This is a genomic window from Micromonospora sp. NPDC048843, assembly GCF_040649965.1.
GTDB lineage: Bacteria > Actinomycetota > Actinomycetes > Mycobacteriales > Micromonosporaceae > Micromonospora > Micromonospora hortensis.
Window position 1 is genome coordinate 1 of the sequence record NZ_JBEZGJ010000244.1, and the last position, 8,321, is coordinate 8,321.

Genomic DNA, 8,321 nt, shown 5'->3' on the forward strand with positions numbered 1-8,321 from the left:
GCCTCGAGCGCACCGGCCGATGCTGCTTGGGCTCGCGTACCGCCTGCTCGGCAGCCGGCACGACGCGGAGGACGTGCTCCAGGAGGCGTACCTGCGCTGGCTGGGTGTGGATCGGGCCCGGGTCGAGGAGCCGCGCCGGTACCTGTCCCGGGTGGTCACCCGGCTGGCCCTGGACCGGCTGCGGGTCCGGCAGGCGGCCCGCGAGACGTACGTCGGGACGTGGCTGCCCGAGCCGGTGCCGACCGCGCCCTCGCCGTTCGGGCCGTTGGACCGGGTGGAGCTACGCGACTCGCTCGCCACCGCGTTGCTGCACGTCCTGGAGCGGCTCACCCCGCCGGAGCGGGCGGTGTACGTCCTGCACACGGCCTTCGACCTGCCGTACGCGGAGATCGCCGAGATCCTGGACCGGTCCGTCGACGACTGCCGGCAGCTGTACCACCGGGCGAACGGCCGGGTACGGCAGGAGCAGCGTCGGTTCACCGCCAGCCGCCCGGAGCGGGAGCGGCTGCTGGACGCGTTCCTCGCCGCCGCCCGCGAGGGTGACCTGGCGAGGCTCACCGACCTGGTGGCCGCCGACGCCACCGCGTGGAACGACGGCGGCGGTCGGGCGCGGGCCGCCCTCAACCCGGTCACCGGCGCCGACCGGATCGCCCGGTTCTACGCAGGGGTCTACGGTCCACGTCACCGAGTGGCGATGGATCCGGTCGAGCTCAACGGCGAACCGGCAATGTTGATCACCCGCGCCGACGGCAGTCGGTACACGCTGACCATCGCCGCGGCCGACGGACGGATCACCGGGATCTACGTGGTCGGCAACCCGGCGAAGGTGCCGGCGGTCGGCTGAAACCGGGCGTCGTCGGTCGGCCCCGGCCGGTGGGCGTCAGCCCAGCTCGGGGAACCAGAGCGCGATCTCGCGCTTGGCGCTGTCCGTCGAGTCGGAGGCGTGCACCAGGTTCTCCCGGTTGGACAGGGACAGGTCACCCCGGATGGTCCCGGCGGCGGCCTTGCGTCCGTCGGTGGCGCCGACCAGACCGCGAACCACGTCGATGACCTGGTCGCCGGAGAGCACCAGGGCGACCAGCGGGCCGCCGGTCATGAAGTCCTTCAACGGCGGGTAGAACGCCTTGTCGACGTGCTCGGCGTAGTGCTCGTCGGCGAGCGCGGCATCCATCGTCCGGTGCGCCATCGCGTCGATCCGCAGCCCCTTGCGCTCGAAGCGGGAGAGGACCTCGCCGACCAGGCCGCGGCGGACCGCGTCGGGCTTGATCAGAACGAGGCTGCGCTCATCCGGGCTGTTGCTGGACACGCTGGGTTCCTCCTGTACGCGCTGAACGCTTGGGATCGGTACGGTCAGCCTAGCGACCCGGTCCCGGCGCCGGCGCGGCGGCCGGTCTTTCCCCCGGTGGCCGATCCGGCCTAGCCTGGTCCTGACCCCGGGAGGTCCACTGTGGCGAATGGCGGGAACCGACCCATCGCGCCGGTACGCAAGCTGATCGGCGCGGTGCTGGGCACCGTGGCCACGTTCGTCGTCCTGTTCGGGCTCGGCATGACGAGTTGGGCCATCGTGGCCCTCGGGGTCGCCCTGCTGGTGCTGGCGATCGCGCTGGCTACCGTACGCGGCGGCGGTCGCACGTGGGTCGTCGGCGTCGGGCACGTGCACAGCGCCTCCGAACCACCCACCCAGTACGCGTTCGGCCGCTGCGAACTTCAACTGGTCATTGACGCCCCTGGTCTGCCGCCGCGCTCCAAGAAGATCATTGAGCCGAGGGTGCCGGTCTCCAAGTGGCCGTCGCTGGGCCAGACTCTGCCGATCCGGGTCGCGTTGGACGACCAACGGCACGTCAAGGTCCTCTGGGACGAGGTGCCGACCCATGCCGAGACCGCCGCTGCCGTCGCCGATCTACCCCCGGAGTTCGCCGACGCGGAGGCGATGGACGAGCTGTTGATCCAGCAGGACGCGCCGCCGTGGGCAGACCGCGCACCCGACGACGACTTCCGCGACGAGTTCCGCGACCCGGTCGGTGACCCGTTCCGGGACCCGGTCGGTGACCCGTTCCGCGACCCGCTCGGTGACCCGCTGCGCACCGACGCTTCGCGCACCGACCCTTCGCGGACCGACCTTCGGCGCGACGACCTCCGGCGCGACGACCCGGGCGTCGTGCCCGAGGAGCGCGAGCCCGTGGTGATGCACCAGAGCCCGGGTGGCCCTGTGGTGTTGGAGGGTGTCGTCGTCGAGCCGCAGGCCGGCGGGCTGCCCCGACGGGCGACCACTCCGGCGCCGCGCCCGCCCGCCGAGGAGCGCTTCGACGAGCCGGCCGCCGACCGGTTCGACGCTTCGGGAGCGGGCGGCACGACCGCACCGCCCACCGAGGATCCCGTCGACCCGCCCAGCGCGGAACGCTTCGAGCAGCCCGGCGCCGAACGCTTCGAGCAGCCCAGCGCGCAACGCTTCGACCCGCCGCCCGCGCAGCGGTCCGGCACGGGCGCGGCCGACCCGCTGGACCCACTCGATCTTCCGCTGGATGATCCCTCCCCGGCCGGGACCGCACCCACGACAGTGACCGACGAGGAACTGGACCAGGCGATCTTCGGGTTCGACGCTGGCTCGGCCGCGGATCCGGCCGCGCCGATCAGCGGGGTGGGCCTCACCCTGCTGGTCACCGACCTGCCCCGGTCGCTCGGTTTCTACCGCGACGTGCTCGGCTTCAGCGAGGTCGACCAGGGTGCCCACAACGCCGTCCTGGCCTCCGGGTCGACCCGGATCGTCCTGCGCGAGGTGACCGGGGCGGCGCCCATCAGCCGCCGACTCGTGCACGTCAACCTCGAGGTGAGCGACATCGAGGCGGCGTACGAGCGGTTGCGCGGGTCGGGCGTCCGCTTCACGTACGCGCCCCGGGTGGTCAACAGGGGCACCAAGCTGGAGGGGTGGGCGGCGGCCTTCCGCGACCCGGATGGCCACGGCGTCGCGCTCACCCAGTGGCGCGAACGCGCCGACGCCTGACCCGGCCCGCCTTCGGACGGCGCCAGCCGGGTCCGGCGTCAGCCGAGAATGACGCGGCGAACGTGCAGCGCGTACGCCCAGACCAGGGCGAAGATGATGCCCAGCCCGAGCAGCGACCAGTGCAGCAGACCGCCCAGCAACAGCAGGCCCTGGAGCACGGTGCCGGCGTTCCAGGCCCACTGGCGACGCATCATGCCGGCGAGCACCACGGCGGCCACCGCCAGTGCCACCACCGCACCGATCGCGGCGCCGCCGAGGTCACCGCCGACCACCCGGATCGGCTGGATCGCCAGCAACAGCACCAGCGCCTCCAGGCTGAGGGTGCCGGCACCGAGACCGCGTACCGCCCGCTCCGGGTTGCGCAACCCGGAGCGTCGCGGCTGCCCCGCCGTGGGCTCCTCCCCCGCTGGCTGCTCGACCGGCGTGCCGGTCGGGTCCTCGGTGGGGTGCGGGTCCCGCTCCGGGCTGGTCATCGCTTCAGCAGCCGACGCGCGTCGGCGACAGTCACCACGGACCCCGTGACCAGCACACCGACGCCGCTCAGCTCACCGGGGACGTCCTCCTCGGCCATCGCCACCGCCAGCTCGATGGCGTCCGGCATCTCCTCGGCCGAAGCCACCCGCTCCTCGCCGAAGATCTCGGCGGCCAGCGCGGCGAGTTCCTCCGTCGGCATCGCCCGTGGCGAGGTGTTGCGGGTGACCACCACCTGGTCGACCACCGGCTCCAGCAACTCCAGCAGCGCTTCCGCGTCCTTGTCGGCCAGCACGCCGATCACGGCCACCAGCTTACTGAACGCGAACTCCTCCTGGAGCGCGGTGACCGTGGCCTTCATGCCGTGCGGGTTGTGCGCACCGTCCAGCAGGATGGTCGGGGCGTTACGGACCCGCTCCAGCCGACCCGGGGAGCTGGTCGAGGCGAAGCCCTCCCGGACCGCCTCGATGTCCAGCTGACGTCGAGCCCCCGCGCCGAGGAACGCCTCCACGGCGGCGAGCGCCATTGCCGCGTTCTGCGCCTGGTGGGCACCGTGCAGCGGAATGAACACGTCGTCGTACACGCCACCCAGCCCCTGGAGGGTGAGCACCTGACCGCCGACCGCGACCGCCCGACCCAGCACGCCGAACTCGCCGCCCTCCCGGGCGATGGTGGCCCCGACCTCGGCGCAGCGTTCGAGGAGGGGACCGGCGGCCTCCTCCTCCTGGGCCGCCGAGATCACTGTGGCCCCCGGGTGGATGATGCCGGCCTTCGCCAGCGCGATGTCCTGGAGCGTGTCACCGAGCCACTCGGTGTGGTCCAGCCCGATCGGGGTGATCACGCAGACCCCGGCCTGGAGGACGTTCGTGGCGTCCTCGGCCCCGCCGAGGCCCACCTCGACCACCGCGATGTCGACCGGCGCGTCGGCGAAGGTGGCAAACGCCAGCGCGGTGGTCATGTCGAAGTACGTCAGCGGCTCGTCGGATCGCGCGTCGACCAGCTCGGCCAGTGGCTTGATCTCCCGGTACACCGACGCGAACCGTTCCTCGCTGACCGGCTCCCCGTCCAGGCTGATCCGCTCCCGGACGGTCTCCAGGTGCGGGCTGGTGTACCGCCCGGTGTGCAGCCCGTGCGCCCGCAACAGCGAGTCGATCATCCGCGCGGTGGAGGTCTTGCCGTTGGTGCCGGTCAGGTGGATCGCCGGGTACGCCCGCTGAGGGCTGCCGAGCAGGTCGAGTAGCGACTCGATCCGGTCCAGCTCGAAGACCATGCGGGTGAAACCGCGGGCGTTCAGCTCTGCTTCGACGGCGGCGAATTCGTTACGGTCGGTCACGAGGGCAGTGTCTCCAGAGCAGCGTTGATCCGGACCAGGTCGGCCTCGGCGGTGGCGAGCCGGTCGCGGATCTTCGCGACCACCGGCTCGGGGGCCTTGCCGATGAAGGCAGGGTTGTCGAGCTTCGACCGGGCCTGCGCGACCTCCTTCTCGGCTGCCGCGCGGTCCTTCGTCAGCCGGGCCCGCTCGGCGCCCACGTCGATCGACCCCCGGGTGTCCAACGCGACACCGACGGCGCCGGGCATGGCCAACGTGGCGCTGGCCTGGAAGTCGTCACCGGCCGGATCCAACCGGACCAGCGAACGGATCAGCGGCTCGTGGGCGGCGATACCCGCGCCGGACAGCCCGTCCAGGCGGGCAGCCACCCGCTGCGTGGGGCGCAGCCCCTGGTCGGAACGGAACCGGCGGATCTCGGTGACCACCCGCTGCACGCCGACCATCTCGGCCTCGGCGGCGTCGTCGACCAGCGATCGGTCCGCCACCGGCCAGGCCGCGGCCTGCACCGTCTCGCCGCCGGTCAGCGCGAGCCACAACTCCTCGGTGACGAACGGGATGACCGGGTGCAGCAGCCGCAGCAGCTGGTCGAGCACGTGCCCGAGCACACGACGGCTGGCCTCCGCGCGCTCACCGCCCTCGGCGAGCACCGGCTTGCTCAGCTCGACGTACCAGTCGCAGACGTCGTCCCAGGCGAAGTGGTACAGCAGGTCGCACACCTTGGCGAACTCGTACGCCTCGAACTGCTCGTCGACCTCGGCGGTGACGTGCGCCAACCGGGACAGGATCCACCGGTCGACGGTGGAGAGCTGCTCGGTGGGGGGCAGGTCGCCAGTGGTGTGCGCACCGTTCATCAGGGCGAACCGGGTGGCGTTCCAGAGCTTGTTGCAGAAGTTGCGGGAGCCCTGGCACCACTCCTCGCTGACCGGGACGTCCTGGCCGGGGTTCGCACCCCGCGCCAGGGTGAACCGGGTGGCGTCGGCACCGTACCGGTCGATCCAGTCCAGCGGGTCGACCACGTTGCCGAACGACTTCGACATCTTCTTGCCGAACTGATCGCGCACCATGCCGTGCAGCGCGACCACGTCGAAGGGCGGCCGGCCGTCCATCGCGTAGAGGCCGAACATCATCATCCGGGCGACCCAGAAGAACAGGATGTCGTAACCGGTGACCAGCACGCTGGTCGGGTAGAACTTCGCCAGGTCCGGAGTCTGCTCGGGCCAGCCCAGGGTGGAGAACGGCCACAGACCGCTGGAGAACCAGGTGTCCAGAACGTCCTCGTCCTGGTGCCAGCCCTCGCCGGTCGGCGGCGCCTCGTCGGGGCCGACGCAGACGATCTCACCCGCCGGGCCGTACCAGACCGGGATGCGGTGCCCCCACCACAGCTGCCGGGAGATGCACCAGTCGTGCATGTTGTCGACCCAGGCGAAGTAGCGCTTGGCCAGCTCGGCCGGCTCGATGCGCACCCGACCGTCGCGGACCGCGTCACCAGCGGCCTGGGCCAGCGGGGCGGTGTTGACGAACCACTGCAGCGACAGCCGCGGCTCGACAGTGGTCTTGCACCGCGAGCAGTGCCCGACCGCGTGCACGTACGGGCGCTTCTCGGCGACGATCCGGCCCTGCTCCCGCAGCGCCGCCACGATCGCCGGTCGCGCCTCGAACCGGTCCAGCCCCTCGAACGGGCCGGGCACGGTGATCACACCCCGCTCGTCCATCACGGTCAGCGCGGGCAGGTCGTGCCGCTGGCCGATCTCGAAGTCGTTCGGATCGTGGGCCGGCGTCACCTTGACCATGCCGGTGCCGAAGGACGGGTCGACGTGCGCGTCGGCGACGATCGGGATCCGCCGGCCGGTCAGCGGCAGCTCGACCTCGGTGCCGATCAGGTGCTGGTAGCGCTCGTCGTCGGGGTGCACCGCCACGGCGGTGTCGCCGAGCATCGTCTCGGCCCGGGTGGTGGCGACGACGACCTCGTCGCTGTAGCGGATCGAGATCAGCTCGCCGTCGTCGTCGGTGTGCTCGACCTCGATGTCGGAGAGCGCCGTGAGGCAGCGCGGACACCAGTTGATGATCCGGTTGGCCCGGTAGATCAGGCCGTCGTCGAAGAGCTTCTTGAAGATGGTCTGGACGGCGCGGGTCAGCCCCGCGTCCATGGTGAAGCGCTCGCGGTCCCAGTCGACGGAGTCGCCGAGGCGACGCATCTGACCGAGGATGGCGCCCCCGGACTCGGCCTTCCACTGCCAGACCCGCTCGACGAACTTCTCCCGGCCGAGATCGTGCCGGGACAGCCCCTCGGCGGCGAGCTGACGCTCAACCAGGTTCTGGGTGGCGATGCCGGCGTGGTCCATGCCCGGCAACCACAGCGCCTCGAAGCCCTGCATCCGCTTACGCCGGGTCAACGCGTCCATCAGCGTGTGCTCGAACGCGTGACCCATGTGCAGCGAGCCGGTGACGTTCGGCGGCGGGATGACGATGGTGAACGGGGGCTTGTCGCTGTCGGCGGAGGCCCGGAAGTGCCCGCCGGCTACCCACTGCTCGTACCGTCGCTGCTCTACCTCACCGGGCTGGTACTGGCCGGCAAGGGTCGGGGCGTCGGGGCGTCGGGCATCCAGTCTCTCGGTCACCGGACAAGTCTACGGAGGGCTTCCGCAGACCTGACGTGCGCCACCTGCCGTTCGCGTACGGTGTCGGCTATGTCCGACGCACATCTCACCGAGCGGTCGCGCGACGGCGGCCGCGAGCCGGTCGAGCTGACCGAAGAGCCGATCCAGCTGAGCACCCGGGACTCCGGAGGCGACCCCGACGAGCGGCCCAGTGGCTGGTCACGCCGCCGCAAGATCGGTTGGACGGTCGCACTTGTGGTCGGTCTCGCCGGTGCCGGCGTGCTTGGTGTCGGTGGGTGGCGGGTGGCGCAGCAGAAGGACACCCAGGTGGCCTCACCCGATCGGGTGGCGGGTCTGACGCGTGACGACAGCGAGCGGGCGAAGAGCACTGCCGACTATCTGCGCAGCGGCCTGGCGGCGAACATCGAACTGGACCGCAGTTTCGGCACCGTCTACCGCGACCCGGCCGACGACAAGCGCTCCGTGCTCATCTTCGGGGGCACCACACTGCTCTGGCAGCCGGAACGGGACCTGGACAGCCTCTTCCGCCTGATGTCGGACGAGACCGGCGCGGTGAACGGTCTGCGGGAGCTGCCCGCGGGTGATCTCGGCGGGGTGCTGAAGTGTGGCCGCACCAGCGGCGAGGGCGGGGACTTCGCGGTGTGCGGCTGGGCCGACCACGGCAGCGTGGTCATGGCGATGTTCCCGGGCCGGGCGGTCAGCGACGCCGGCGGCCTGCTGCGCAACCTGCGCGACGGCATGCAGACCCGAGACTGACCGAGCATGCGGGCCGCCCGCCTCGATCACCGCCACTCCCCCATCCCGGCCCGCAGGCCCGCGCAACATCCTGGATGTAGTTAGTGGCATCAGGACGCGCGGATACCACTACAACCAAGGATCGAGCGTGACCTTGTCGGGCTTA

7 protein-coding genes are annotated in these 8,321 nt (G+C 71.5%); 3 read left to right on the top strand and 4 right to left on the bottom strand.

Going from position 1 to position 8,321, the window contains the following annotated elements; translation table 11 throughout:
• The coding region (sigJ, locus tag AB0C20_RS33320; protein ID WP_357569491.1) for an RNA polymerase sigma factor SigJ at positions 1–844 on the top strand (844 nt) is incomplete at its 5' end.
• 36 nt (positions 845–880) lie between these two features.
• Here sigJ and ndk read toward each other — a convergent pair.
• A complete protein-coding gene (ndk, locus tag AB0C20_RS33325; RefSeq protein ID WP_088949743.1) occupies positions 881–1,306 on the bottom strand; it encodes a nucleoside-diphosphate kinase in 426 nt (141 codons plus the stop codon).
• 141 nt (positions 1,307–1,447) lie between these two features.
• Between ndk and AB0C20_RS33330 the strand changes: the two genes are divergently transcribed.
• Positions 1,448–3,001, top strand: coding sequence for a VOC family protein (locus tag AB0C20_RS33330; RefSeq protein WP_357191453.1), 1,554 nt, complete (start codon positions 1,448–1,450; stop codon positions 2,999–3,001).
• A 38-nt stretch (positions 3,002–3,039) separates the two neighbouring features.
• Here AB0C20_RS33330 and AB0C20_RS33335 read toward each other — a convergent pair whose 3' ends face one another.
• The 3 genes from AB0C20_RS33335 to AB0C20_RS33345 are packed head-to-tail and all read right to left on the bottom strand — an operon-like array spanning position 3,040 to position 7,420.
• Complete coding sequence (locus AB0C20_RS33335; protein WP_357191455.1) at positions 3,040–3,474, bottom strand: DUF4233 domain-containing protein; 435 nt, start codon at positions 3,472–3,474, stop codon at positions 3,040–3,042.
• The gene (locus tag AB0C20_RS33340; RefSeq protein WP_357191457.1) at positions 3,471–4,805 is read right to left on the bottom strand and encodes a folylpolyglutamate synthase/dihydrofolate synthase family protein; all 1,335 of its coding nucleotides are present in this window, start codon (positions 4,803–4,805) and stop codon (positions 3,471–3,473) included. Before AB0C20_RS33340 ends, AB0C20_RS33335 begins: the two co-directional genes overlap by 4 nt.
• Positions 4,802–7,420 carry a valine--tRNA ligase gene (locus AB0C20_RS33345; protein ID WP_357191459.1) on the bottom strand — a complete coding sequence of 873 codons (2,619 nt, stop codon included), beginning with the start codon at positions 7,418–7,420 and terminating at the stop codon, positions 4,802–4,804. The genes AB0C20_RS33340 and AB0C20_RS33345 overlap by 4 nt, the downstream gene beginning before the upstream one ends.
• A 69-nt stretch (positions 7,421–7,489) precedes the next feature.
• On the opposite strand from AB0C20_RS33345, the gene AB0C20_RS33350 reads away from it, so the two are divergent.
• Complete coding sequence (locus AB0C20_RS33350; RefSeq protein ID WP_357569492.1) at positions 7,490–8,176, top strand: hypothetical protein; 687 nt, start codon at positions 7,490–7,492, stop codon at positions 8,174–8,176.
• The last annotated feature ends 145 nt before the right edge of the window (positions 8,177–8,321 follow it).